Raw genomic sequence first — 26,063 nt, 5'->3', positions numbered from 1 at the left:
TTTTATATAATCATATTGATGTGTATGTTTGTGATTATATCAAAAGTTTAATTTGATTGCACAATGTTTGCGTAGGGACGCATTTCCAAGGCGTCCATTCCCATAATATTTTATATAATCATATTGATGTGTATGTTTGTGATTATATCAAAAGTTTAATTTGATTACACAATGTTTGCGTAGGGACGCATTTCCAAGGCGTCCATTCATATAATGGTTTATAGAATCATTTAAATAATGTAATTTGAAACTAATATATGATTATGTAGATACGTGTATTCCTAAATGATTATTGTAAAATGATTTAGTTGTACGGATCTCTCGGAGAGAGTTCCCTACGTCTATGATATTTTAAATATACAATTTAATTTGATTATACAATGTATATTCCTTTTAATAATATTTATCTAAGTTCCATTTTAATGGATTACTCTCAATATATTCACATAATGCTAAATATTGTTTTTCTGATCTTATTATTTTATCAAAATAAGATTTTTGCCATAATTTTTTATTATAATTTTGCTTGATATTATTTGATGTGAATTTTTTAAAATTCTTTATTATTTCTATAATTGATTTTTCTGAATTTTCTAATATTAATATAATATGTATATGGTTTGGCATTATTATGTATTTATCTACATTTATTTGATTACTATTTATAAATAATATTGAATTTTCTATTTCTTTTCCTATTTCCGATAATATTACTTCATTCTTACAATTAATTTCTGACAAATATTTTTCTCTATTTTCTGTAACTATTGTTATAAAATAATATCCATTTTTGGAATAATCATAATCTTTTAATCTTATTGATTTTCTATTTTTATACATTTAATCACCTAATTTCTACATACCCTTTAAAGATAATTTTTAAATGATTTAATTGTATAGACCTCTTTGTAGGGACGCATTTCCAAGGCGTCCGTTCATATAATGTTTTATATAATCAATTTGATGTGTATGTTGGTGATTTTAAAATAATTTATTTGTATGGACCTCTCGGAGAGAGTTCCCTACGTCGGGGATATTTTTTATATCAAAAGTTTAATTTGATTACACAATGTTTGCGTAGGGACGCATTTCCAAGGCGTCCGTTCATATAATGGTTTATATAATCAATTTGATGTGTGTGTTGATAATGATAAATGATTTAAATGTTCGGACCTCTGGTAGTAGTTCCCTACGTCGGGGATATTTTATATAAAAAATTTAATTTGATTATACAGTGTAAGCGTAGGGACGCATTTCTAAGGCGTCCGTTCCTATAATGTTTTATAGAATCATTTAAATAATGTAATTTGAAACTAATATATGACTGTGTATATACGTTCATTACAAAATGATTATTGTAAAATGATTTATTTGTATGGACCTCTCGGAGAGAGTTCCCTACGTTGGGGATATTTTATATAAAAAATTTAATTTGATTATACAGTGTAAGCGTAGGGACGCATTTCCAAGGCGTCCGTTCATATAATGGTTTATATAATCAATTCAATATGTGCATTAACTATGATTTTAAATGATTTTAAATAATTTAGATATTATATATTTATTTTACTATAAATATTTTACCTATTTCTTACTTTATTTTTACATATATATTATTTTTATTGGGTAATTTATTATTAGGAGGTATTTTATGGAATATAAAGATATTGTTTCAAGTAAAAAGAAAAATATTGCTCTTGTTGCTCATGATCATATGAAGTCTATGCTTATTGACTGGGTTTTGAGAAATAAGGATATTTTAAAAAATCATAATCTTTGTGGTACTGGTACTACTGCTACTTTGATTTCTGAGAAAACTGGTCTTGATGTTTTTGCTTTTAAGTCTGGTCCTATTGGTGGTGATCAGCAACTTGGCTCTAGGATTGTTGAGGGAAATGTTGATTTTATGATTTTCTTTTGGGATCCTCTTGAGGCGCAACCTCATGATCCTGATGTTAAGGCTCTTAATAGGATTGGTGTTTTGTATAATATTCCTATTGCTAATAATGTTAGTACTGCTGATTTTTTACTTTCTTCTCCTTTTATGAATTCTGAGTATAATAGGCAGGTTATTGATTATGATAAGTTAAGTAATGATAGGAAAAGTTTGGTTATTGAGTAAGGGCCTTTGGCTCTTTTTTATTGTGTGAATATATATGTTGTAAAATGATGATTTTAAAAAGATTTAAATGTACGGACCTCTCGGAGAGAGTTCCCTACGTCGGGGATATTTTATATTAAAAGTTCAATTTGATTATATAATGTATGTGTAGGGACGCATTTCCAAGGCGTCCATTCATATGATGATTTATAAAATTATTTAAACAATGTAATTTGAAACTAATATATGACTGTGTATATACGTTCATTACAAAATAATTATTGTAAAATGATTTAGATGTACTTTTAACGATATACAACAAAAAAGAAGCAGGTTTTATCCTACTTCTACTTTTTATATTTGTCCATGTGTTTTAAATTTTTCTACTACTTCTTTAATTTTTTCGTCTGGTATTATGTTTACTTTTCCTACTGCTAATGCTTTTACATATACGAAGGCACAAAATTCAAGGTCTCTTGATATTTGTAGTGCTTCTTCTAAGTTTTCGCCACAGGCTACTAGTCCATGGTTTGCAAGTATTACTGCTTTTCTATTTTCTAAGTACTCTAATGCTCTTTTTGCTAGTTCTTTTGTGCCATATGTTTCATAGGGTGCCACTTTTACTATTGAATCCCCACTTGATGCTATTAGGTAATGTACGGCTTTTAGGTCTTCTCCTATTGCTCCTAATACATTTATATATTTTGAATGTGTGTGTATTATTGCATTTATGTCTTTTCTTTTTTGATAGATTTTTGAATGTATCATATATTCGCTTGATGGTTTTAGTTTTCCTATTATAACTTCGCCTTCGTAGTTCATATATACTATTTCTAATTTTTGAAGTTCTTCATAGGGTACGCCTGATGGTGTTATTAGCATATTTTCGTCATATCTTAGGCTTAGGTTTCCACCTGATCCAAATGTCAGGTGTTCCTCTAAGATTTTGTTTCCATATTCTATTATTTCTAATCTTTTTCTATCTTCCATTTTTATCACTCCAAATCTAAAAAGTCTAGTTGTCTAAGTGCTTCAAATAAAATTATGTTTGCTGAGTTTGAAAGGTTTAAACTTCTTCCAAAGTCTTTTAACATTGGTATTTTTATTGCTGTATCAATATTACTAAAGATTAAGTCTTCTGGCAATCCTCTTGTTTCTGGTCCAAATACTATAAAGTCGCCATCTTTGAATTTTACGTCGGTGTATTTTTTGTCTGATTTTGTGCTTGCATAGTAAAATGTACTGTCTTTGTATTTTTCTCTTAGTTCTTCAAAGTTTTTATATACATTTATATCTACTAGATGCCAGTAGTCTAGTCCTGCTCTTTTTAGATGTTTGTCATCTATTGAAAATCCCAGCGGCTCTATTAGATGAAGGCTTGTATTTGTCAGGCCACATGTTCTTGCTATTGCTCCTGTATTAAATGGAATTTCTGGTTCATAAAAAACTATATTTAATGACATTTTATTCTCCTTTTATGATTTTTTCTGCAGCTTTTATTCCATCTATGGCTGATGAGACTATTCCTCCTGAATATCCTGCACCTTCTCCTATGGGATATAAGTTGTTTAGTTTTGTTGATTGTAAGTTTTCTTTTCTAAGAAGTCTTACTGGTGATGATGATCTTGCTTCTACGCCTGTTAGTATTCCTTCTTCTAGTGCAAATCCATGGAGTTTTTTGTCCATATTTATTATTGCATCTTGAATTGATTTTGTTATTTCTTCTGGATATATATTGTTTAGTTTTGATAGTGTATATCCTGGTCTTACTGTTGGCTCTACGCTTCCTAGTTCTTTTGTTTCTTTATTTTCTAAGAAGTCTTTTATTTTTTGAACTGGTGCAAAGAAGTTTTCGCCCCCTAGTTTAAAGGCTTTTTCTTCTATTTCTCTTTGGAATTTTATTCCGTCTAATAGGTTTTTACCATATATATTTTCATCTATTGTGCAAATTATTGCTGAGTTTGCATTTCTTCCATCTCTTGCATGGTAGCTCATTCCATTTACGCAAAGCCTTTTTTCTTCTGATGATGCATTGACTACATATCCTCCTGGGCACATACAAAATGTATATACTCCTTTATTATATTTTTCTGCTTGATATGTTAGCATATAACTTGCTTTTGGAAGTGATTCTTCTTCTATTTTATATTGAGATTTGTTTACCATTTTTTGTGGATGTTCTATTCTAAATCCTACGGCAAAGGGTTTGTTTTCCATTTCAATTTTGTCTTTTAGCATATAGAATGTATCTCTTGCTGAGTGTCCTAGTGCAAGTATATATACATCTGATGAAAAGTTTCCATTGTTTGTTTTTATTTCTTTTACTAATTCATTTTCTATTATTAAGTCTTGCATTTTAGTTTCAAAATGAATTTCTCCACCTTTTGATATTATATATTGTCTCATATTTTTCATAACATTCATCAGTATGTCTGTTCCTATATGAGGTTTTTGTTCGTACATTATATCTTTTGGAGCACCATTTTCTACTAGGATTTTTAAGACTTCTCTTTGTCTAAAGTCTTTTGATCTTGCTGTTAGTTTTCCATCGGAGAATGTTCCTGCTCCTCCTTCTCCAAATTGGATATTTGATTCTTCGTTTAGTTTTCCACTTCTGAAAAATTCTGCTATGTCTAGTTGTCTATTTTTTACGTCTTTTCCACGTTCTATTATTACTGGTTTGTAGCCATATTTTGCAAGTATATATGAACAAAATATTCCTGCTGGTCCAAAGCCTACTACTGTAATTGTTTTGTCTTTGTAGGGTGGAAGTATTTCGTAGTTTTTCTCTTCAAAGTATGATGCGTTTTTTATTTTTGCAAGTTTTTTCTCTGGAATTTCTACATCTACTAGCACTTGATAGTTATAGACTATTCCACGTCTTGCATCTATTGATTTTCTATAGATTTCAAATTTAAAGTTGTCGTCTATTCTCAATTCTTTTGAAATTTTTTTCTTTAGGGCTTTCATATTGTCTTTTTCAAGCCTTATGTTTTTTATAAGTATCATTTTTTTCACCTGCTTATATAATATCAAATTTTAAGATTTTTAAAAACAAATAATTGTTATATTATGGAATATTAAGAAATTTATGGTTGTGTATATATAATAATGATAAAAAGATTTAGATGTACGGACCTCTTTGTAGGGACGGTTGTCCCTAACCGTCCGTTTAAATGGTATGCATTATAACAATCTTTGAATGATATACATTTCAACTAATCCATAGTTGTGTAAATACATATGTTGTAAAATGATTATTGTAAAAAAGATTTAGATGTACGGACCTCTCGGAGAGAGTTCCCTACGTCGTCGGAGATATTATATATATCAAAAGTTTAATTTGATTACATAATGTAGGGACGCATTTCTAAGGCATCTGTTCCCATAATGTTTTATATATTAAAGTAATAGGATTTTAATAGATACTCACTTTTATATTTTTCTGAGAGTTGTAAAAGATATTTTTTTATTGGTTTTATAGTTATTTTATTTTCTAAATATTTTTCTTTGTATCTTTGATATTTTTCTATTTCTTTTTCTTCTGCTATTTTTTTAAAGTATCCCCAAACATGATCTGAACTATTTATAAAGTTATTTTTTTCTATTTCTTTTTCTAAGGAGCTGTCTATTAGTTCATAAAATTCTAAGATATTATAGTTTTGCCTGTCTTTTAATAGTTCTCTTATTTCAAAATAGTTTTTTGGACTATGTTCTAGTATATTGTATTTATATTTTGCCCATTCTTTTTCTAAATATTTTACATGATTTTTAAATAGATTATTAATTTTTATTGATGATAGGTCTTTGTCTTTTACTTCTAGCATTATGTCTATTTCTTGGTCTATTTTTTCATAATATTTTTTAAATTCTAAAATATCTATGGTTTTTGAATGTGATCCTATTTGTTTGTTTTTGTCTTGTTGTGAGTAATGTGTTTTTTGTTTTCCGTTACTTTTTTTCCAAGTTTTTGCAAATATTTTTATTATTTCTTCTTCATTTCTTTTTGTTTTTGCTGGATTTATTTCATTGTGAAGGTTGTCAAATACAAGTGGTATTTCTATTTGTGAATTAATATATAAAAGGTCATCTACATTATAAGATTTATCATCATTTTCTATTACTAGTCTATTTTTTATATTTGTATCTAGTTTTTTATAGTTTTCTATAAATCTTTTTGTGGCTAATTCTTTATTTCCATATACTCCACCTACGTGTAATATTATTTTATGGTTTTTGTCTAAGTTCATAAGATCTAGTACATTGCAATGATATTTTAGATCCATTGTTGTATTTTTTACAACTTCTTCTTTTGGTGAGTTTAGAACTGTATATTGCCCTGGGTGAAATGATACTCTTAGGTTGTTTTCTTTAATTTTTTGTCCTATTTTCTCAAATTCACATTTAAATTCTTTTTTCCAGTCAATGTATTCTAAGGCTTTGTCGCCAAAGGGTATTAAATCTGATGATATTCTAAATAGTTTAATATTATTTTCAATATTGTATTCTAATATTTTGTCTAATGAGTTTAGGTTGTTTTTTATTGCTATTTTTAAGTTTTCGTAGTTTAGATTTTTCTTTAATACTTTTTTAAATGAATAGTCTCTAAATCCTACTGGTAAACAAGCATATCCAATCATTTTTATTCTCCTTTTTTATTTTTTAAATCTATGATTGTGTAAATATATACATTATAAAATGATTATTGTAAAATGATTTATTTGTTCGGACCTCTCGGAGAGAGTTCCCTACGTCGGGGGATATTTTCAAAAAATACATTTGAAACTAATTTTTTATTATTTAAATACATACGTTGTATGCTGAGCGTTGGGGACAACGCTCCTTACAATACACAATGTTAGCGTAGGGACGCATTTCCAAGGCGTCAATTTAAATGATATGTATTATAATTATCTTTGAATGATATATTTGATTACACAATATTTTCCTTGATACATCTTAGTTTATATATATTTTTTACTAATTCATCTTTTTCTTCTATTTCTTTTTCTATTGTTTTAAGAGTTCTTTTTCCCACTCGTCTATCTATTAAGTAAAAGATATTTATTAAGTTATTTTTACTTTTTATCGCTTCTTGTATATTCATATTTAAAAATTCTTCTATAGAATAAACTAAGTCTAGTTCGTCATATATATTTTCTTTTAATAATTCTTTTTCAGATATTTCATATATTAATCTATTTTTTGCAATGTTTTCTAATTCTTCTTTATTGTAGTCTTCATAAAGTAAATTGTTTTTTAAGTTTAATTTTTCTTTTTCTAATAGGTTTTTGTCTATTTCTATATTTTTATTTTCTTTTTCTCTTTTATTCATTTCTATATTTTTTGAAAGTGTGCAGGCGTTTAAAATTTCTATTCCATTTATTCTTATATATCCTCTTCCTGCATTCTCATGGGCTTTTCTATAGCTTGTAATTCCTATATCTATTGTTTTTTCCATTGATTTTGCTCTTAAGTTTTTAAATTCTTTGTTTATTTTAGACCATTTTCTCATTTTCCACCTATTTCTCCAAAATAAAAAGTGAGTTTAAACTCACTTAGTCTTCTTTTGCCCAATTTTTTGAATATTCTACTGCTCTATGCCATCTTTTTATTTTTTTATTTCTTTCTTCTTCTGACATTTTTGGTATGAATATTCTTGCATCTTTTTCTAATTCTTGTATTTCTTCTATTGTCCAAAATCCTGAGTGTATTCCTGCTAAAAAGGCTGCTCCTCTTGCTGTTGATTCTAGTAGTTTTGGACGTACTACTTTTGTATTTGTTATGTCTGATTGAAATTGCATCATAAAGTTATTTGCTGATGCTCCTCCATCTACTTTTAATTTTTTAAGTTTGCCATTACATTCTTTTTCCATTACATGAAGTACGTCTTGTGATAGTAATGCTATTGATTCTAGTGTTGCTCGTATTATATGGTATTTGTTTACTCCTCTTGTTAGTCCTACTATTGTTCCTCTTGCGTATTGGTCCCAGTATGGTGCTCCTAGTCCTGTAAAGGCTGGTACTATATAGCAATCATTTGTATCTTCTACTTTTGTTGCCATATATTCGGAGTCTTCTGATGAGTCTATTATTTTTAAATCATCTCTTAGCCATTGTACTGCTGATCCTGCTACAAATATTGATCCTTCTAGTGCGTAGGTTATTTTCCCATCTATTCCCCAAGCTATTGTGCTTAGTAGTCCTTTTTTACTTTCTATTTTTTTTCTACCTGTATTCATTAAAAGGAAGGCTCCTGTTCCATAGGTGTTTTTTGCTTCTCCTTCTTCTAGGCAGATTTGTCCAAATAGTGCTGATTGTTGATCTCCTGCTACTCCTGTTATTTCTATTTCTCCTCCGAAGTATTTTGCTATTACTTTTCCAAAGTTTCCTGATGAGTTTCTAACTTCTGGTAGTATTTCTTTTGGAATTTCTAATAGTTGTAATATTTCTTCGTCCCATTTTAACTCGTTTATATTATAGAGCATTGTTCTTGAGGCATTTGAGTAGTCTGTTGCGTGAGTTTTTCCTCCTGTTAGTTTATAGATTAGCCATGTATCTACTGTTCCAAAGAGTAGTTCGCCTTTTTCTGCTTGTTCTTTTGCTCCTTCTACATTTTCTAGTATCCATTTGATTTTTGTTGCTGAAAAGTAGGCATCTATTAATAGTCCTGTTTTTTCTTTTATTTTTTCTGTATAGCCTTTGTTTTTAAGCTCGTCACAGTAGTTTGATGTTCTTCTACATTGCCATACTATGGCATTATATATTGGTATTCCTGTTTTTTTGTTCCAAATTATTGTTGTTTCTCTTTGGTTTGTTATTCCTATTGATGAGATTTCTTCTGCTTTTATATTTGCTTTGTTTATTGCTTCTACACAGACGCCTATTTGATTTGACCATATTTCGTCTGCGTCTTGTTCTACCCATCCTGGTTGTGGGAAGTATTGTTTAAATTCTTTTTGTGATGATGATACTATTTCACCTTTTTTATTAAATATTATACATCTATTTGAAGTTGTTCCTGAATCTATTGCCATTATGTATTTTTTCATTTTTTACCACCTAATAAATAAGAGTTAGGAATTAATCCCAACTCTTATATTAACTATTAATTTTATAAATTTCAAGAATGATACTTAAAGACTCATTTTATAAATTTCATATACATCTTCTTCTTGTAGTGTTTGGAATCCTTTTATTGGTCCATTTTTATGTCTTATTGTAGCTTTTGCCATATCTCTTAGATGTGTTTCATCTATGTCTAGCTCTTGAAGTGTCATTGGTATATGCATTTCGTCTTTAAAGAATTTATATAGTGCATCTATTGCTTTATTTGCATCTTCAAATTTGTCAGATGTTTCTTCTATTTCAAATACATTTTTTCCAAATGTTGCTATTTTTTCTACTGTTTCATTATTTAGCACATGTTTTAACCATCTTGGTGTTAAGATTGCAAGTCCTATTCCATGAGTTATGTCATAGTAGGCTGATAGTTCGTGTTCCATTGCATGTACTGACCAAGCTGTTGATTTTCCTGATCCCAATAGTCCATTTATCGCCCATGAGTTTGACCACATTATATTTGCACGTGCTTCGTAGTTTTCTGGATCATTATAAGCTATTGGTCCATATTTTATCATTGTTTTTAATATGCCTTCTGCCATTCTATCTTGCATATAGCATCCATCATTTAGTGAGAAGTAGTTTTCCATTGTATGACTCATTATGTCTGCTACTCCTGCTGATGTGTGATATTTTGGAACTGTATATGTGTATTCTGGGTTCATAATTGCAAATTTTGGAAGTACATGTTTTGATGCCCAGCCTAGTTTTTGCTTTGTTTTAACATTTGTTATAACTGATGCTTTATCCATTTCTGAGCCTGTTGCTGCAATTGTAAGTATTGCTCCTATTGGTAGTGCTTCTTTTACAATTTCTTCTCCAATAACTATCTTCCATGGATCTGTTTCAACTTTTGCTCCTGCTGCTACAAGTTTTGCACAGTCTATTACTGATCCTCCACCTACTGGAAGTATAAAGTTTAGGCTATGTTTTTTTACTATTTCTACTCCCCTTTTTACTGATTCTACTCTAGGGTTTGGCTCTATGTCCCATAGCTCTTTATAAAAGATATCATTTTCTTCTAATTCTTTTATAACTTTATCATAAAGACCAGATTTTTTTATGCTTCCACCACCATAACAAATAAGTACTCTATTACCATATTTTTTTATTTCCTTAGACAGGTTTCTAAGTTGATCATGACCAAATAGTATTTTAGTATCTACTTGGTATATAAAATCTTGCATAATTACCTCCTAAAAAACAATTATTTATTTAAACTGATATATTATTTATACCCTTTTAAATTTTTAATATTAAACTTTATTTTTACTCTTTTATGTAAAAAAGAGCTAATTACTTAGCCCTTTATTTAATTATAAACTTTCTTTAAATATTTCATATACATCTTCTGATGATAGTTCTACAAATCCCATAATATTTCCACCATTATGTGTTATTGTAGCATCTGCCATTTCTCTTAGATGTGTTTCGTCTATTCCAATTTCTTTTAGTGTCATTGGGATATTAAGTTCTTCTTTAAAGAATTTGTGAAGTGCATCTATTGCTTTATTTGCATCTTCAAATCTATCAGATGTTTCTTCTATTTCAAAGACATTTTTTCCAAATGTTGCAATTTTTTCTACTGTTTCATCATTTAATACATGTCTTAACCATCTTGGTGTTAAGATTGCAAGTCCTACTCCATGTGTTATATCATAATATGCTGATAGTTCGTGTTCCATTGCATGAACTGACCAAGCTGTTGATTTTCCTGATCCCAATAGTCCATTTATTGCCCAAGAACTTGACCACATTAAGTTTGCACGTGCTTCGTAATTTTCTGGATCATTATAGGCAATTGGTCCATAGTTTATTACTGTCTTTAGTATTCCTTCAGACATTCTATCTTGCATATAGCATCCATCATTTAATGAGAAGTAGTTTTCCATTGTATGACTCATTATATCTGCAGAGCCTGCTGCTGTGTGATATTTTGGAACTGTATAAGTGTATTCTGGGTTCATAATTGCAAATTTTGGAAGTACATATTTTGATCCCCAAGCTAATTTTTGCTTTGTATCCATATTTGAAATTACTGATAAATTATCCATTTCTGAGCCTGTTGCTGCAATTGTAAGGATTGCTCCTATTGGTAGAGCTTCTCTTACTCTTTCTTCTCCAAGGACTATTTTCCAAGGATCTGCTTCAATTTTTGCTCCTGCTGCTACAAGTTTTGCACAGTCTATTACTGATCCTCCACCTACTGCTAGTATAAAATCAATATTATTTTCTTTTACTATTTCTATTCCTCTTTTTACTGATTCTATTCTAGGATTTGGCTCTATTCCTGCAAGGTCTTTGTATTCTATATTATTTTCTTTTAAATTTGCTACTATTTTGTCATATAGTCCTGATCTTTTTACAGAACCTCCTCCATAACAAATTAAAACTTTATTTCCATGTGCTTTTATTTCTTTTGATAGTTTTTTTAAATTATCTCTTCCAAAGAGAATTTTAGTACTTACTTCAAAAATAAAATCTTGCATAATTACCTCCTGATAATTTATATTAATTTAATTTTATCTTATATTTTATATATACTCTATTTATACTGTGATTATACATTATATTTAGTCATTTTTTGTGATACTTCATTTAATTTAAATATTCCCTTTATTTAATAATATTTATTTATTGTGATATAGTGATATTAAGTTCAATAATTTAGATTTTTTTCGAGGTGATTTTATGAAAAAGAAAAAATTATTAATTATTTTTATAACTTTATTTTCCTTTGTTTTTTTAGTCTCTTGTAATAGAGATGAAAAGGAAGCTTTAATAAACTCTTTTTTAAATACTTATTATGATCAGATGTATTTTACTAATGATGATATTGCTGAAATTAAAGAAGATATTGAAAAGTCTTCTACTACAATTTATCTTGATATTCAAACAAATAAAGAAATTGAAAATGAAAATTCCTTTGATTCTGTTAAATATTTTAATAACTATAGAGATTTAATTAGTTTAAATTGTTTAAATGACTTGATTGTAAATAGAAATCTTCCAAATTTTAACCTAAAAATCAATAATATTAAAAAATCTAGTGTTGATATTGTCTCTATTGAAAAAGTCTCACAGGATATTTACAAGGTGGATTATGAACTTCATATTGAACTTAAAAATAATATAAAAACTGATTATAAAAATACTCAAGAGTTTACTATTATAAAAAAAGATGACAAATATCTTATAGATAATATCCAAAATGATTTTATAAATTTCGAAAAATAAAGCATCTCCTTAGGAGATGCTTTTTATATTAAAGACCTTTTTTAACTGTTCCATCTGTTGGATCAAGTGTTATTATATCACCTGTTTTAATTACAGATTTAGCATTATGAGCTCCAACTATTGTTGGTATTTCAAGTGTAACACCTGTTACTGCTGCATGAGATGTATATCCTGCTGTTTCTGCAATTATTCCTGATGCTTTTTCTACATATTTTATAATATCTCTATCTGTTGATGAAGTTACTATTATATCTCCATCTTTAAAGTCTTTTATTAAATCTTCAATTTTTTCTACTACTACTGCCTTTGCAGTTATTACTTCTTTTCCAAGTCCTGTTCCCTTACATAATATTTCTGCAATTGTTTGAACTTTTATAAGGTTTGTAGAGCCTGCAAGTCCAACTGGAACTCCTGCTGTTAATATTACTGTATCTCCTGGTTTTACAAGATTTTCTTTAAGTGCCATTTCTATTGAATTTTCTATTACATCATCTGTATTAGTAAGTGCTGGAACAAGTATTGATTCTATTCCCCATTCTAGTGATAATTGTCTTCTTACTTTTTCTGATGTTGTTGTTGCAATTATTTTAGATTCTGGTCTAAATTTAGAAATTGATCTTGTAGTATATCCTGATGTAGTTGCTGTTATTATTGCACTTGCTTCAAGTTCTCTTGCAAGAGTACAAGTACTTTTTCCTATGGCATTTGTTGTTGTATTAGATACACTTTCTATTCTTCTAATTAAAAGTTCTCTATAATCAAAGGAGCTTTCTGTAACTTCTACTATTCTTCTCATTGTTTTAACTGCAAGTTCTGGATATTTTCCATTTGCAGATTCCCCTGAAAGCATTACAGCACTTGTTCCATCAAGTACAGCATTTGCAACGTCATTTGCCTCTGCTCTTGTAGGACGTGGATTTCTAATCATTGAATCTAACATTTGTGTTGCAGTAATTACTGCCTTTGATGCAAGATTACATTTTTTTATAATTTCCTTTTGTGCAATAGGTACTTCTTCTGTTGCTATTTCAACACCAAGATCTCCTCTTGCTACCATTATTCCATCTGATGCATCTATGATTTCATCTATATTTTCAAGACCTTGTCTTGATTCTATTTTAGATATTATTCTGATGTTATAGTTTCCTTGGTCCTCTAGGACTTTTCTGATCCCAAGCACATCGTCTTTTGTCCTTATAAAAGATGCAGCGATAAAGTCTATATCATTTTCTATACCAAATAATATATCTGATTTATCTTTTTCTGTAAGTGCTGGTAATTTAATATGTGCATTTGGAACATTTACTCCCTTATGAGATGAAATATTTCCACCACTTTCTACTATTGTGTAGATTTCTGTATCTTCAATGCTTTCTACTACAAGTCCTACTAGTCCATCATCTATAAGAACTTTTGATCCAACTTTTAAATCCTTTGGAAGATCTTTATAAGATACTGAAACTATATTTTCATCACCTATAATATCTCTTGTAGTTAATGTAAATTTGTCACCATCTTTTAAATCTAGAACCATTTTGTCTTTAAAATCGCCAAGTCTTATTTCTGGTCCCTTAGTATCTAGCATAATAGCTATTGGACGATTTAATTCTTTTCTCAATTTTTTAATAGTTTCTATTTTTTTCTTATGTTCTTCATGTGTTCCATGTGAGAAGTTAAGCCTTGCTACATCAAGACCTTCTTCTATAAGATGTCTTAAAACTTCTTCATCTTCACTTGCAGGACCAATTGTACATACAATTTTAGTCTTTTTCACTTTTTTCCTCCTTACTCAATCTAGATAGAAATTGCCTTTACTACTTCGTTAATTTCGTCATTAAATACTTTATCTATGCTAAGTGCTTCTTCAAGATCAAAAACTTTTACTTTTCCATTAGTATATCCTATTGCAAAACTTGAGTTTTCTTTTAATACTTCTGTTACTGCCTTGTTTCCAATTGTAGAACCTAACATTCTATCTACAATATTTGGACTTCCACCTCTTTGAATATATCCAAGAACTGTAACTTTAGTATCTATTCCAGTAAGTTTTTCAAATTCCTTTGCAAACTCATTAGTATCTCCAGCACCTTCTGCCATTACTATTATATGATATTTTTTGCCTCTATTTCTAGTTACTATTGCTTTTTTTATGATTTCTTCTATATCGTCTTTTCTCTCAGGTACAATTATACTTTCTGCACCACCTGCAAGTCCAGAATAAAGTGCTATATCTCCACAATTTCGTCCCATAACTTCTACAATATTTGCACGTCCATGAGCTTCTGTTGTATCACGAATTCTAGAGATTGCCTCTGTTGCAGTTTCAACTGCTGTAAAAAATCCAATAGTATAATCAGTATATCCCAGATCATTATCAATTGAAAGTGGAATCCCAACTACATCTATTCCTGCTTGAGATAATTTTAATGCCCCTCTTAATGAGCCATCTCCTCCTGCAACTATGACTTTTTTTATTCCAAATACTTCTAATACTTGTATTGCCTTTTTAAATCCTTCATCTGTTTTAAATCTTGTAGATCTTGAAGTTCCAAGAATCGTGCCACCTCTTTGGATTATATCTGCAACAGATGATTCATATAATCTTGTAAGTTTTCCATCTATAAGGCCTTCATATCCGCCCTCTACTCCATAAATCTCTGCTCCTTCATAGATTGCTGTTCTTACAACTGATCTTATTACAGCATTCATTCCTGGAGCATCTCCTCCACTTGTTAATATTGCAATTTTTTCCATAAGTCACCTACTTTAATATTATTCTATTTGGATCATTGTCTAATAAATTTAAAAGTTCTATTTTAAGTTCATTAAACTTCTCTTCATTTATCCAAAGTGTTTTTTCTGTACCATAGGATTTTTTATCATTCTCTGCAAATAATACTACAGGAGTATCTCCCCTATAATCTTTAAGTATTGATTTTATATTATCTACAAGTATTGTATTATTCATTGAACTTATCTTTAAAAATACCCTTTTATCTGAAGATTTATTTAAAGATGATATAGAATCTACTATAATTTTTGCATCTTCTACCTCAGACCCTTGAGCATGACCTTTAATTAGGACAACTTCTCCTTCTTTAATAAGTTCTTGATATTTTATAAAAGTATTTGGAAATATTATAAGTTCTACAATTCCATATAAATCCTCTAATGTGGCAAAGGCCATCATCTTTTTATTTTTTGTAATCATAGTTCTTTTTGTCTTAATAAGACCTGCTATTTTTACAAATACATCTTTATTTATTTTACCAGATTTAAAAGAATCATTTAAACTTATAGTATTTGTTGTAGAAAGAGTTTTAAGTGCTGCAGCATAGGGCTCTAGTGGATGGCCTGAAATATATACTCCAGCTATTTCTTTTTCCATTTCAAGTTTTGCCTTTTTGTTAAAGTCTTTAAGTTTTGGCAGTTCCTCTTTTTTGTCAAAGGAGTCAAATAGTGAAAATTGTCCTTCTATATTATTTTTTATATTATTTGTAATATTTGATATAGTCTTTTCATAAATTGCTAAATACTGTGCTCTATTTCCTCCAAGAGAGTCAAATCCTCCACATTTTATTAAAGACTCTATGGCTCTTTTATTCATTGCTGAAGATTTTTCCTTTGAAACTCTTCTTACAAAGTCTTCAAGTGATGTGAATTTTCCGTCTTTTTCTCTTAATCTAACTGCTTCATCTATTAAATTTTCTCCAAGATTTTTTACAGCCTTTAGACCAAATCTAATTTTCCCCTTTTCTGTTGTAAATTTTTTATAGGACTTATTAATATCTGGCGGGAGTATTTCTATACCAAGTCTTTTACACTCCTCTATATAAAGAGCAACTTGATCAGAATTTCCCATATAAGAAGAAATCTGTGCTGCCATAAATTCCTTTGGATAGTAATATTTTAAATAAGCTGTTCTATAAGCTACTACTGCATAGGCTACTGAGTGAGATTTATTAAAAGCATAATTTGCAAAATCAATCATTAAATTATAAATTTCATTTGCTGATTTTTCATCTACTCCATTTTCAATAGCTCCACAACAAATAACATCTCCATTTTCATCTATTTTACCATATATAAAATTATGTCTTTCCTCTTCCATTACATCCATTTTTTTCTTAGACATAGCACGTCTTACAAGGTCTGCTCGTCCAAGAGAATATCCACCAATTTGTTGAACTATTTGCATGACCTGCTCTTGATATACAATACAGCCATAAGTTACATCTAAAATCGGCTCAAGTTTTTCATGAATATATGAAATTTTCAATGGATTGTGTTTTGATTCTATAAATTTCGGAATTTGGTTCATAGGTCCTGGTCTAAAAAGTGCATTTGCTGCTACTAAGTCTTCAAAGGCATCGGGACGAAGCTCTCTTAAAAAGGCTCTCATTCCAGAGGACTCAAATTGAAATACTCCTAGAGTTTCAGCTCTTGCAAACATAGAAAGCACATCTTTATCATTTAAACCTATTTTTGAAAAATCAATTTTTTTATTATGATTTTTTTCTATTAATTCTAAAGCATCTCTTAATACAGTTAAAGTTCTAAGCCCTAAAAAATCCATCTTTAAAAGACCTAATTCCTCAAGCTCAATCATATTAAATTGAGTTGCAATAATATCTCCATTTCTTGTAAGTGGAACATATTCTGTCAAAGGATCTTTTGAAATAACTACTCCTGCTGCGTGAGTTGATGTATGGCGAGGAAGTCCTTCTACTTTTAAAGCTGTATCTATTAGATTTTTAACTTCTATATCTTCATTGTATTCCTTCTTTAGAGGCTCTGATATATTAAGTGCTTTTTCAATAGTCATATTTAGCTCTGAGGGTATTTGTTTTGCTATATAATCTACTCTTCCATAACTTAAATCAAGTGCACGACCTACATCTCTTATTGCCCCTCTTGCTGCCATTGTACCAAAGGTAACAATTTGTGCTACATTGTCACTTCCATATTTTTCTATTACATACTCAATTACTTCTTCACGTCTTTCATAGCAAAAGTCTATATCAATATCTGGCATTGAAACTCTTTCAGGATTTAAAAATCTTTCAAATAGAAGATCAAATTCTAAAGGATCAATATCTATTATTTCAAGAGCATAAGATACTATAGATCCTGCTGCAGAACCACGTCCTGGTCCTACTTCTATTCCATTTTCTTTAGAAAATCTTATAAAGTCCCAAACTATTAGAAAATAATCTACATATCCCATATTTACAATTGTATTAAATTCATAATCATATCTTTTTTTAATTTCATCTGTAATTTCAGGATATCTTTTACTTAAACCTTCTTTTACAAGTTTTTCTAAATAAGTAATATTTGTATATCCCTGTGGAATATCAAATTTTGGAAGATGTAATTCATGAAAAGAAATATCTACATTACATCTATCTGCAATTTTTTGCGTGTTTAATAGAGCTTCCTCATTATTTGAAAAAAGCTCATACATTTCCTCTTTACTTTTTAAATAAAATTCTTCTGTTTCAAATTTCATTCTGTTTTCTTCAGATACAACCTTAGCCGTTTGAATACATAAAAGCACATCATGGGCCTTTGCATCTTCTTTATTTAAATAATGAACATCATTTGTTGCAATAAGTGGAATATTCGTCTCTTTACTTAAGATTTCAAGATCCTTATTTACACTTAATTGCTCTTTTATGCCATGATTTTGAAGTTCTAAATAAAAATTTCCTTCTCCAAAAATCTCTTCATATTCTTTTGCAGATTCCTTAGCAGAATCATATTCTCCATAATTTAACTTTCTTTGTACCTCTCCTCCAAGACAGGCACTTGATGCAATAATACCTTCACTATATTTTCTAAGAATATTTTTATCTACTCTTGGCTTATAATAATATCCATTTACAAATCCCTCAGATACTATCTTCATAAGATTTTTATATCCAATATTATTTTCTGCAAGAAGTATTAAATGGTATCTTTTAGAGTTTTTGTCTTTTTTTAAATAATCTCCATCACAAACATATACTTCACATCCTAAGATGGGTTTTATCCCCTCTTCTTTACAAGCTTTATAAAAAGCTATAGTTCCATACATATTTCCATGATCTGTTAAAGCTATTGCATTCATTCCAAGTTCTTTAGCTCTTTTTGGAAGCTCCTGAATTTTTGCAGATCCGTCTAAAAGAGAATATTCACTATGGACATGTAAATGAACAAAATCTTTCACTTTTACCTCCACATATCTATAAATTGAAAAGAGCTTTAATAGTTAACTATTAAAACTCTAAGCTGCTAAATTTCTATAAAATTATTTTCTACTAAATTTACTAAACTTTCAACGGCTTCTTCTTCATCTGTACCTAAAGCACTTATTATTACTTCTTCTCCACAAAAAGCGCCAAGGGACATAATACCAATAATACTTTTGCCATTTACACTGTCTCCATGTGCCTGTAGAGTGATTTCAGAACCATATTTATTAGCTGTTCTAACAAATAGTGCTGCAGCCCTTGCATGTAAACCATCTTCATTTTTTAGCGTTACTGTTTTTGAAATCATCCTGTTCACTCCTTAACTTACTTGCGATTTTTTTTATTTTGTTTAATCTATGATTAATCCCCGACTTGCCAACTGGTGGATCAAGCATTTCTCCAATTTCTTTCAAACTAGAATCTCTATTTTCCACCCTAAGTACTGCTACTTCTCTTAAAGGCTCAGGTAAACTGTTAAGTCCTATTGATTCTTTAATATAAAGTATATCATTAACCTGTTTTACAGAGGCATTTACAGTTTTGTTTAAATTAGCTGTTTCACAATTAACTATCCTATTTACTCTATTTTTCATATACTTAACTACTCGAATATTTTCAAATTCAAGCACTGAGTTTGTAGCCCCAATAATTGCAAGTAGGTCTGAAATTTGTTCTGCTTCTTTTAAATATATAACATAATTTTCTTTTCTTTTAATTATCTTAGAATTTAAATTATAGCTATTTATTAAACTAGATAGAAATTTTGCGTGTTCTTCATTATTAGATACAAATTCAAGATGGTAGGACTTCTCTGGATTAGATATAGATCCTGCTCCTAAAAAAGCACCTCTTATATATGATCTTTTACAACAATCACTTTCAAGTAGGAAAAATGGCTTATAATTCGGCATAAATACGTTTTCATCCTTAATGAAATCTGAATCATAAAGGAGTGTCTTTACTGCACTACCATCTTTTAGGATTACTGAATAAATATTATTTTTCTTCAGCTGCTTACTTTTACTTACTACTACTTCTACATCTTCAGAATAATATCTCTTTAAAAAAGTAAATATCCTTCTAGCAACAGATGCATTTTCTGTATTAAAGCTTAAAGTAACTATTTGAAATTGATTGAATTTTAATGCTCCACACATTGGAAGCATACCAGATAACTCAGCTGTCATATCACAAATGTCTGACAACTTTTTTCTAGCAACTTCATTTTTTACAGAGGATGAAAAACTCATCATCTCACCTCATCAGATTTTATACATTATACTAAAACTTAAACACTTTTGCAAATTTTTTATTATAAATGTGTAGATAATAAACATTTATTTACAAAATATTAAGTTCTAAAGAAAAATATATAATTTGAACTTACTCTTAATATCATTATACACAATTTCGTGAAAATTTGGGGAAAATTTCTTAAAATTAAAAAGGAAGTTTTCAAAGACTTCCTTAATTTTACAATATTTGAATATATTAATTCTACTCTTAATATGAAGAGTTTTGTTCTATAAGAAATATTTATTTTATAAAAAAATTTATTTTATTTTATACTAATCCCCTTATTTCATCTACACTTTTATCCTTATTATCTAAATATTCTACCATTTGATCTTTTATTTCTAAAACTGCTCTTGGATTCATAAAGTTTGCTGTTCCAACTTGAACTGCTGATGCTCCTGCTAAAATAAACTCTATTGCATCTATACCTGTTGTAATTCCGCCCATTCCTATTACAGGTATATTTACATTTTTGCACACTTCATGTGTCATTCTAAGGGCTATTGGCTTTACAGCTGGTCCTGATAGACCTGCATAGGTATTGTCAAATACTTTTTCCATTTTATCTACATCTATTGCCATTGCAAGAATAGTATTTATTAAGCTTATTCCATCTGCTCCTGCTCTTTCTACAGCTTTTGCAATATTTACAATACTTCCTACATTTGGAGATAATTTTACAAATAATCTATGTTTTGAAACTTTTCTTACTGCACTTACTACTCTATAAGCTGCCTCTTCATCAGTTCCAAAGGCCATTCCACCTTCTTTTACATTAGGGCAAGATATATTTAACTCTATTGCAAAAAAGTCAAAATCATTTAACATTTTTGCCCCTTCTACATATTCTTCTATTGTATTTCCTCCAAGATTTACAAAGATATTTGTGTCAATTTGCAACATATCTTCTATCATATCTTTACAAAATACTTCTATTCCAGGATTTTCAAGACCAATAGAATTTATTATTCCAGAAGGTGTTTCCCATATTCTAATTCCAGTATTTCCCTCTTTTGCATGATATGTTATTCCCTTTGAAGATATTCCACCAAGTACTGCTGGATCATAATATCTTTCATATTCTCTACCATATCCATAAGTACCAGAGGCAGTTATAATTGGATTTTTAAATTCCACTCCACATATTGTAGTTTTAAGTCTATTCAATTATATCTCCTCCTTTAAATATAGGTCCTTCTTTACAAGATCTCTTATTTCCATCTTTTGTCTTACATGTACAAGATAGACATGCTCCAACTCCACAGCCCATTCTCTTATCTAGAGAAACATATACTTCACAATTATTTTCTTGTGCAAGTTTTGTAATATTTTTCATCATAATATCTGGACCACAAGTGTAGATTAATTTTTTGTCAAATTCTAAAATATCTGTAATAAATCCACCTTTTTTAATTTTTAAATTTACATCTAAATCTAAAAAGGCATTTTCTATTTCTTGATTTTCTCTTTCTCCAATATAAAAATCTATATCTATATTTTCATTTTCTTCTTTTAATTTTTTTATAAGGTAGTAGAAGGGAGCAACTCCCACTCCACCACCTACTAGAGAAATTTCTTTAATATCCTTAGTTTTAAAAGAGTTGCCATAGGGACCTTCAACTTTTAGCTCATCTCCAACTTTTAGTTGTGATAGTATTTTTGTTCCCTCTCCTACAACCTCATATAAAAACTCTAAAGTATTACTAGCATCATAAATACTTATTGGTCTTGAAAGTGTAGGATAATTTCCCCAAGCTCTTAGCATAAAAAATTGGCCTGGCAGTACATCCATTTTTAAATCTGTCTTTAATAAATAATAATTATTGTCAATTTTTATGTTTTCTAAAACTTTTGCCATTTTATCCCTCGTATTTTGTCAATGAATCACAGTATTCGCATCTATATTCTTTACTATCTGGATTTACTAATGTAAATAGTATATCTTCTACTTTTTCAGAATTTGTAATACATCTTGGATTTTTACATTTCATTATTCCATGTACTTCTTCTGGAAGTTCCATTCTGAATTTTTTAACTCTTTCACCATCTTCAATATAGTTTACAGTAGTATGTGGTGCAATAAGTCCTAAAACTGTAAAATCTACTTGAAAATCAGTTTCTATTTTTATAAGGTCCTTTTTTCCCTTTGATGTAGATGAGATATTTTGCATAAGTACTACTGTATCTGAAACCTCATCTAATTTTAGGGCTTTAAATAGACAATATCCCTCTCCTGCTTCTATATGATCTAGTACAATTCCCTTTTTTATCTTTGAAACATTTATCATTATTTTTCCACCTCTATATCTAAAAGAAACATTATTAGTGCCATTCTTATATACATTCCATATTTTGCCTGTTCAAAATAAACTGCTCTTTCATCTTTATCTATTTCAGTAGCTATTTCATTTACTCTTGGAAGTGGATGAAGTACTATCATATCTTCCTTTGCAAGACTCATTTTTTCCTCATCTAGTACAAAGAAATCTTTAAGTCTTAAATACTCTTCCTCAGATACAAATCTCTCTCTTTGAACTCTTGACATATATAGTATATCTAATTCTTCAATGGCACTTGAAAGATTTGAAGTTTCTCTATAAGAATCCTCACTTAGTTCTTCTTTAAATTGTCTTGGCATCTTTAGTTCATCTGGTGATATAAATACAAATTTTACATTTTCATATCTATTCATTGCTCTTACAAGAGAGTGGATAGTTCTTCCAAATTTTAAATCTCCACAAAGTCCTATAGTTAAATTATTAAATCTTTTTTTATAATGTCTTATAGTCATAAGATCTGTTAGAGTTTGAGTTGGATGTTGATGTCCTCCATCTCCTGCATTTATAATTGGCATATTAGTCATAGCCTTTGAAGCAAGCAGTGCTGCTCCTTCTTTAGGATGTCTCATCGCTGCAATATCTGCATAGTTTTCTACAGTTCTTAAAGTATCTTGTAGTGACTCACCCTTTGATGTAGAAGAAACTTTTGCATCTGCAAATCCAACTACTTGTCCACCAAGTCTTAACATTGCAGTTTCAAAGGATAATCTAGTTCTTGTTGAAGGTTCAAAAAAAAGACTAGCTAATACTTTACCATTGCAAACACTACCGTATTTAACGGGGTTTAGTAAAATATCATCAGCTAGTCTGAATAAATCTTCGAATTCTTCTGTTGTAAAGTCTAATGGTTGTATTAAATGCCTTGGCATGTTTTACCTCCTAAATAAAAAAACTTGCCGTGCAGGAATTAGGCAAGAAAATAGACTTATATTGTTAAATAAGTTTTATCTTAAATCAAATACCTTTTTAGCGTCCCGCACTAAATTAAAAGTAATATCTTTCTAAAATTTTATCTTTAAGATATGATATAGCATACTTAATCTAAAGTCAATTGATTTTAATAATAAATATAATAATCTATTATTAAACTTGTATATTGTATTAAATTAGTGTATATTGATATTATAATATTTTACTTAATATTTATACTTAATTTGTTCTTAATTTTAAATGGATTTTTGTTTTAGTATTGATTATTATAAAGTCCTGTTAACCTTATATAATTTCTTGTTAAATTTATACAACTTTCCCAAAAATTTAAAGTATTATGAAATATCCCCTTATAATACTTGTATAAGAAATAACTTATAGTATTTATTATCTAAATCTATTTAAAATTAGAAAAAACTTGACCTCGGTCAAGCTTTTATTTTATATATTACTTTCTTTTCTATACAAAATATAAGAATATATTATGGGAAGAATAATCATTAAAACTGCTCCTACTAAAAAAAGATTATTCATATATTTTTCAAATAAAAAACTAAATAATAAAGTTAATACTCCAACAATAGTCCACAAAAATCCTGCAAATCTATGTGTTTTATTCCAGTTTTTATCAGAATCTAAAGTCCAAGGAACTTTTATTCCAACTGTGTAGTTTCTCTTTGTCTTTGGAAGTAAATTTCCAATTGATATAAAAAATACAGAAATAATTCTTATTATATACATAGAAATATTTGGTCTATATCCTAGAGCATAAGATATGGAAAATGAAGATGTTAATATTGATATAATCGGCATAAATACATATAAAACATATAATATTCCATTACTTTGATTTTGTCTTTTAGGATCTTTTTTTATCATAAAAACACTAAATAAAAATATTGCAATTATAAATATTGGAATTACAAAAAGAGCAACCTCTTTAGATGCAAAATCATCTGCAATATTTCTATTATTAAAATGTACTGGCATTTCTCTAGGCATTATATTATAAAAACATATTCCCATTATTATAGGCACACAACATCCTATTAAAGATAATATAAAATATAATTTCTCTCTTTTTTGTCTATTCATACCTGCTCCTTAAAACTCATAAATATTAATATTAATTCCTCAAAGACAGATGCATTAAGTTCATAAAATATAAAGTTTTTGTACTTTTTTTCCTTAATTAAATCTGCTTTTTTAAGTATAGATAAATGATAAGAAATAGTTGCAGAACTCATATTAAAATGACTACTTATTTCTCCTGCATTCATAGAGTCCTTTTTTAAAAGCTCTAAAATATCTCTTCTCTTTTTATCAGATAGGGCTTTGAAAACTTCTTCAAGTTTCATAAAATCACAACCTAATCTAAATTTTATAAGTAAATTATATATGCTTTAAAAGATAAATACAATCTATTTTGAATTTTTTCGAAATAGACTAAATAAAAAAAGAAGCCTAGTGGCTTCTTATAATTATTCAGATTAATCAAATGATTAGTCAGCACTATATGGAAGTAGTGCAACTTGTCTTGATCTTTTTATAGCAACAGTGATTGCTCTTTGGTGCTTAGCACAAGCTCCTGTAACTCTTCTAGGAAGAATTTTTCCTCTATCTGATACATATTTTTTTAAAGTTTGAGTATCTTTATAATCAATTTTTTTGTCTTTATCTTGACAGAAAGCACAAACTTTTTTTCTAGGTCTATATCTTCTTTGCATCTTTCTACCCTCCTTAAATTAGAATGGGATGTCGTCATTGTCTATAGGAAAGAACCCATCAATATCGTCTTGTTGGCTATTATTGCCTCCAAAATTATTTTGATTTTGGTTTTGAGAAAAATTGTTATTATATGCAGAATTAACAGGTCCTGATTGATTTCCAAAGTTTTGTCCACCTTGGTTTTGTCTCATTCCACCACTTTGTGATGCTGGATCTAAAAATTCCATACTGTTTACAATAACATCAGTTGTGTAAACTCTTTGACCATCTTTCTCATAACTTCCTGTTTGAATACGTCCCTCTACACCAAGTCTACTACCTTTTTGCACATAATTTGCAATAAGTTCTGCAGTTTTATTCCATGCTGTACATGAAATGAAGTCTGCTGTAGGTTGGTTTTTAGCTTCAGCTTCCATTCGTTTTTCTTTTGACATACGTCTATCTACTGCTAGAGTAAATCTTACAACTGCCATACCACTTGTAGTATATCTAAGTTCAGGATCCCTTGTAAGTCTACCAACTAAACATACATTATTCATAAAACTCTCCTTTACTTATAAAAACTGCAATTAGTCTTCAACTGCAATAATCATATGTCTCATAACTGTATCAAGTATTTTTGAAACTCTGTCGATTTCTTTAATTGATTCAGTTTCTACTTCGAATTCTACTAATACGTAAGAAGCTTCTTTGTAGTATTCAATTTCATATGCTAACTTTCTCATTCCCCATTCGTCAATGTTTGAGATTTTTCCGTTATCTTCAATAATAGCTTTTAATCTATCAAAGTGTTTAACTTTCTTTTCCTCATCTGCATCAGGGTAAAACATAAATATAGCTTCGTAATTTCTCATCATTTCCATTCACCTCCCTATGGACTATCGGCTCAATAGTTTCATTGAGCAAGGATTCTGTATGAATCTTTAACATTATAATTTAAAAGCTATGTATTGTCAATATTTAAGGGCATTTTATTTTATTATAATATTTAAAATCATTAGTTTTTTCTAATATCTATTTTTGTGTTATAATTTTACAGTCATTCTGATTATTATAGATTTTTTCTGTAATTTT

Annotated in this window: 25 protein-coding genes; 2 read left to right on the top strand and 23 right to left on the bottom strand. The window is 29.0% G+C overall.

What is annotated here, in order from left to right; genetic code table 11:
• Positions 1–393: 393 nt before the first annotated feature.
• Positions 394–840, bottom strand: a complete 447-nt coding sequence (locus tag J2Z71_RS01965) for an REP-associated tyrosine transposase (protein WP_210060176.1) — start codon at positions 838–840, stop codon at positions 394–396.
• A gap of 811 nt (positions 841–1,651) precedes the next feature.
• Between J2Z71_RS01965 and J2Z71_RS01960 the strand changes: the two genes are divergently transcribed.
• Positions 1,652–2,122 (top strand): methylglyoxal synthase, encoded by a 471-nt coding sequence (locus tag J2Z71_RS01960; protein WP_210060175.1) that lies wholly within the window; start codon positions 1,652–1,654, stop codon positions 2,120–2,122.
• Positions 2,123–2,455: 333 nt separating this feature from the next.
• Here J2Z71_RS01960 and J2Z71_RS01955 read toward each other — a convergent pair whose 3' ends face one another.
• From J2Z71_RS01955 to J2Z71_RS01920, 8 genes are all read right to left on the bottom strand, one after another.
• The gene (locus tag J2Z71_RS01955) at positions 2,456–3,091 is read right to left on the bottom strand and encodes a class II aldolase/adducin family protein (RefSeq protein ID WP_210060174.1); all 636 of its coding nucleotides are present in this window, start codon (positions 3,089–3,091) and stop codon (positions 2,456–2,458) included.
• Between the two features lie 5 nt (positions 3,092–3,096).
• Entirely contained in the window at positions 3,097–3,564 is a 468-nt protein-coding gene (locus J2Z71_RS01950; RefSeq protein WP_210060173.1) for a tRNA (cytidine(34)-2'-O)-methyltransferase, read from the bottom strand.
• Between the two features lies 1 nt (position 3,565).
• Complete coding sequence (locus J2Z71_RS01945) at positions 3,566–5,110, bottom strand: NAD(P)/FAD-dependent oxidoreductase (protein WP_210060172.1); 1,545 nt, start codon at positions 5,108–5,110, stop codon at positions 3,566–3,568.
• A gap of 386 nt (positions 5,111–5,496) precedes the next feature.
• A complete protein-coding gene (gene uvsE, locus J2Z71_RS01940) occupies positions 5,497–6,741 on the bottom strand; it encodes a UV DNA damage repair endonuclease UvsE (RefSeq protein ID WP_210060171.1) in 1,245 nt (414 codons plus the stop codon).
• Between the two features lie 293 nt (positions 6,742–7,034).
• On the bottom strand, positions 7,035–7,616 hold the full coding sequence (locus tag J2Z71_RS01935; protein ID WP_210060170.1) for an SF0329 family protein: 582 nt from the start codon (positions 7,614–7,616) through the stop codon (positions 7,035–7,037).
• A 43-nt stretch (positions 7,617–7,659) separates the two neighbouring features.
• On the bottom strand, positions 7,660–9,153 hold the full coding sequence (gene glpK / locus J2Z71_RS01930) for a glycerol kinase GlpK (RefSeq protein ID WP_210060169.1): 1,494 nt from the start codon (positions 9,151–9,153) through the stop codon (positions 7,660–7,662).
• 84 nt (positions 9,154–9,237) lie between these two features.
• Positions 9,238–10,410 carry an iron-containing alcohol dehydrogenase gene (locus J2Z71_RS01925; protein ID WP_210060168.1) on the bottom strand — a complete coding sequence of 391 codons (1,173 nt, stop codon included), beginning with the start codon at positions 10,408–10,410 and terminating at the stop codon, positions 9,238–9,240.
• 129 nt (positions 10,411–10,539) lie between these two features.
• Positions 10,540–11,712 (bottom strand): iron-containing alcohol dehydrogenase, encoded by a 1,173-nt coding sequence (locus tag J2Z71_RS01920; protein WP_210060167.1) that lies wholly within the window; start codon positions 11,710–11,712, stop codon positions 10,540–10,542.
• A 202-nt stretch (positions 11,713–11,914) separates the two neighbouring features.
• Between J2Z71_RS01920 and J2Z71_RS01915 the strand changes: the two genes are divergently transcribed.
• Positions 11,915–12,460, top strand: coding sequence for a hypothetical protein (locus J2Z71_RS01915; RefSeq protein ID WP_210060166.1), 546 nt, complete (start codon positions 11,915–11,917; stop codon positions 12,458–12,460).
• Between the two features lie 28 nt (positions 12,461–12,488).
• Here J2Z71_RS01915 and pyk read toward each other — a convergent pair whose 3' ends face one another.
• The 14 genes from pyk to rpsF all read right to left on the bottom strand — a co-directional run bounded on the left by pyk (position 12,489) and on the right by rpsF (position 25,843).
• Positions 12,489–14,234, bottom strand: a complete 1,746-nt coding sequence (pyk, locus tag J2Z71_RS01910; protein ID WP_210060165.1) for a pyruvate kinase — start codon at positions 14,232–14,234, stop codon at positions 12,489–12,491.
• Between the two features lie 20 nt (positions 14,235–14,254).
• The gene (locus tag J2Z71_RS01905; RefSeq protein WP_210060164.1) at positions 14,255–15,214 is read right to left on the bottom strand and encodes an ATP-dependent 6-phosphofructokinase; all 960 of its coding nucleotides are present in this window, start codon (positions 15,212–15,214) and stop codon (positions 14,255–14,257) included.
• Positions 15,215–15,221: 7 nt separating this feature from the next.
• Positions 15,222–18,671 carry a DNA polymerase III subunit alpha gene (locus tag J2Z71_RS01900; protein WP_210060163.1) on the bottom strand — a complete coding sequence of 1,150 codons (3,450 nt, stop codon included), beginning with the start codon at positions 18,669–18,671 and terminating at the stop codon, positions 15,222–15,224.
• A gap of 65 nt (positions 18,672–18,736) precedes the next feature.
• Complete coding sequence (locus J2Z71_RS01895; protein WP_210060162.1) at positions 18,737–19,003, bottom strand: HPr family phosphocarrier protein; 267 nt, start codon at positions 19,001–19,003, stop codon at positions 18,737–18,739.
• Positions 18,972–19,946: a DNA-binding protein WhiA gene (gene whiA / locus J2Z71_RS01890; RefSeq protein WP_210060161.1), complete on the bottom strand. Its 975-nt coding sequence runs from the start codon at positions 19,944–19,946 to the stop codon at positions 18,972–18,974. The genes J2Z71_RS01895 and whiA overlap by 32 nt, the downstream gene beginning before the upstream one ends.
• A 313-nt stretch (positions 19,947–20,259) precedes the next feature.
• Positions 20,260–21,159: a dihydroorotate dehydrogenase gene (locus tag J2Z71_RS01885; protein ID WP_210060160.1), complete on the bottom strand. Its 900-nt coding sequence runs from the start codon at positions 21,157–21,159 to the stop codon at positions 20,260–20,262.
• On the bottom strand, positions 21,152–21,850 hold the full coding sequence (locus J2Z71_RS01880; protein WP_210060159.1) for a dihydroorotate dehydrogenase electron transfer subunit: 699 nt from the start codon (positions 21,848–21,850) through the stop codon (positions 21,152–21,154). Before J2Z71_RS01880 ends, J2Z71_RS01885 begins: the two co-directional genes overlap by 8 nt.
• 1 nt (position 21,851) lies before the next feature.
• On the bottom strand, positions 21,852–22,280 hold the full coding sequence (locus J2Z71_RS01875) for an aspartate carbamoyltransferase regulatory subunit (protein ID WP_210060158.1): 429 nt from the start codon (positions 22,278–22,280) through the stop codon (positions 21,852–21,854).
• Positions 22,280–23,200 carry an aspartate carbamoyltransferase gene (pyrB, locus tag J2Z71_RS01870; protein ID WP_210060157.1) on the bottom strand — a complete coding sequence of 307 codons (921 nt, stop codon included), beginning with the start codon at positions 23,198–23,200 and terminating at the stop codon, positions 22,280–22,282. Before pyrB ends, J2Z71_RS01875 begins: the two co-directional genes overlap by 1 nt.
• Before the next feature lie 502 nt (positions 23,201–23,702).
• Positions 23,703–24,356 (bottom strand): SdpI family protein, encoded by a 654-nt coding sequence (locus J2Z71_RS01865; protein ID WP_210060156.1) that lies wholly within the window; start codon positions 24,354–24,356, stop codon positions 23,703–23,705.
• Positions 24,353–24,619, bottom strand: a complete 267-nt coding sequence (locus J2Z71_RS01860; protein ID WP_210060155.1) for an autorepressor SdpR family transcription factor — start codon at positions 24,617–24,619, stop codon at positions 24,353–24,355. The genes J2Z71_RS01865 and J2Z71_RS01860 overlap by 4 nt, the downstream gene beginning before the upstream one ends.
• Before the next feature lie 144 nt (positions 24,620–24,763).
• The gene (rpsR, locus tag J2Z71_RS01855) at positions 24,764–24,988 is read right to left on the bottom strand and encodes a 30S ribosomal protein S18 (protein WP_210060154.1); all 225 of its coding nucleotides are present in this window, start codon (positions 24,986–24,988) and stop codon (positions 24,764–24,766) included.
• Between the two features lie 18 nt (positions 24,989–25,006).
• Complete coding sequence (locus tag J2Z71_RS01850) at positions 25,007–25,528, bottom strand: single-stranded DNA-binding protein (protein ID WP_210060153.1); 522 nt, start codon at positions 25,526–25,528, stop codon at positions 25,007–25,009.
• Between the two features lie 30 nt (positions 25,529–25,558).
• On the bottom strand, positions 25,559–25,843 hold the full coding sequence (gene rpsF / locus J2Z71_RS01845) for a 30S ribosomal protein S6 (RefSeq protein ID WP_210060267.1): 285 nt from the start codon (positions 25,841–25,843) through the stop codon (positions 25,559–25,561).
• Positions 25,844–26,063: the final 220 nt, after the last annotated feature.

It is taken from the genome of Peptoniphilus stercorisuis (assembly GCF_017874395.1).
Taxonomy (GTDB): domain Bacteria; phylum Bacillota; class Clostridia; order Tissierellales; family Peptoniphilaceae; genus Anaerosphaera; species Anaerosphaera stercorisuis.
Note: the sequence above shows the minus strand (reverse complement) of the source record. Positions and strands in the feature narration are given on the sequence as shown.